Origin of the sequence: Mycolicibacterium flavescens (assembly GCF_001722335.1) — a bacterium.
In the GTDB taxonomy this organism is placed as follows: Bacteria; Actinomycetota; Actinomycetes; order Mycobacteriales; family Mycobacteriaceae; genus Mycobacterium; species Mycobacterium flavescens.
Window position 1 is genome coordinate 1 of record NZ_MIHA01000054.1, and the last position, 1,641, is coordinate 1,641.

General features: G+C 60.4%; 2 protein-coding genes. One reads left to right on the forward strand and one right to left on the reverse strand.

Annotated features, from left to right (window positions below):
* A partial coding sequence (locus BHQ18_RS28790) for a hypothetical protein (RefSeq protein ID WP_205866216.1) occupies nt 1–918 on the forward strand: 918 nt, incomplete at its 5' end.
* A 49-nt stretch (nt 919–967) separates the two neighbouring features.
* Here BHQ18_RS28790 and BHQ18_RS29425 read toward each other — a convergent pair.
* Entirely contained in the window at nt 968–1,489 is a 522-nt protein-coding gene (locus tag BHQ18_RS29425; protein WP_324614101.1) for a TIGR02391 family protein, read from the reverse strand.
* Between the last annotated feature and the right edge of the window lie 152 nt (nt 1,490–1,641).

Here is a 1,641-nt window from a genome sequence, read left to right on the forward strand (position 1 = left end):
GAGCAAATCACGCGCCGTCAACGACACCTCGACCGAACAGGAGGCCACCCCCGCAGCCCTGACTGCCTGAACCATCACATCGAAGAATCACACGACGACGTCGTACACCACGTCCCTGGACTTGACCATCTGAGCTGGAGTAGCGCCTCGGCAACCGAATGGGGTGCACCCCCCATTCCAGCGGCGCTTGAGCGGGTTATTCATCGGTCACTGTTGGAGGCGGCGCCTCACGGTTACCTCCTTCTACGTCCTGATGGGGGCGAAGTGAGTCAGATAGCCGGAAAGCCGGTCCCAGGCGGAAAGGTCGATAACGCGGCCTTTCACACCCGGGTTGGGGCCGATGGTCTGCCCAGCTCAACGAAGCTGATGCCTATTGAGGCGAAGAACGTCCGCCAGTGGATCTACCCGCGAACCCAAGAGCTGTATCAGCTCCTCGATAAGTCCGCGCGCCTTCGTGTGGCGAACCCGAGCCTGCCCGTGATGCCCATCTTCGTGTGTCGACGCGTTCAGTTTCTAACGGGAAAGATGGCCCAGCAGTTAGGTTTTCACGTTATTCAAACGTGGCGGCAGTACGTCAGGCCCGCAGTCGCCCACACCGATGACGATGCGCGCAAGTTCGAGGAACTCAACACTGAACTGTCGTACAATCTCGAACTGCACGAAGGCAGTGTTGAGCCGATGGTCAAGCACTTCACCGAAGTTATCCCCAAGCGCTGCGATGACGCCGCCGCGCGGTGGGGGCTCTTTGTCTCGCACCCCAATGTTCCGGATCGGATCCATCGCATGCGCGATGACGCGATCAGCAACACCGATCGTCATGACACGCTCGGCGAGCTTGCGGCGGCAGCCCGCGAGGTGTTCGGCGAGGACGTCGACTGGTTCCACGAAGATGATGAGGGCGAACATCCCGGCATCTGATCCAGAGCATATTCGGTTGCCCAGTGGAGTTTTGGGATTTGGAGGGTGGCTAGGTGGATGGACGGGTCGCAGTAGCAACATCGAGTCGGCGGTGTACCAGCGATAGCGCCGTCGCCAGTTCAAGCAACTGGGTGTCGGTGACCGTTCGTAGGGCACGCGGATCGTGAGCCACTGGGTTTCTGAACATGCCAGCCAGTCCTTTGATGAGATTGGCGAAGCCTGTTTGTTCATCACGATCGGTTTGAGAGGCCAGATCGTTGATTGCAATGACTGGTGCTCCTGATTTCCCGAGGGACAGGGCCGCGTCTATCAGTGGGGCGCCGTCGCCGCTGAGGCCCGACATCTGCCGAACTCGTTCGAACACGCTTTTAGTCGCTTCCAGGGAGGCGTGAAAGTTGTTCTTCTTGAGTAGCTCCACGGTGCAGTAGCGCAGCACCTCGTCGTGGGTGTCTCGGCGGCGTAGCTCTGCCCGCAGTGAGGTGGCGTTGCGCGATGCCTCGTCCAGGGTGGAGGACCGGGGGCCGCGGTGTACCTTGCCGGTGTCTTCAACGCGGAGACCGACGAAGGTCAGGACCTCATCGAGCTGGTCTTGGCGCGGTCAAGTCCAGGGACGTGGTGTACGACGTCGTCGTGTGATTCTTCGATGTGATGGTTCAGGCAGTCAGGGCTGCGGGGGTGGCCTCCTGTTCGGTCGAGGTGTCGTTGACGGCGCGTGATTTGCTC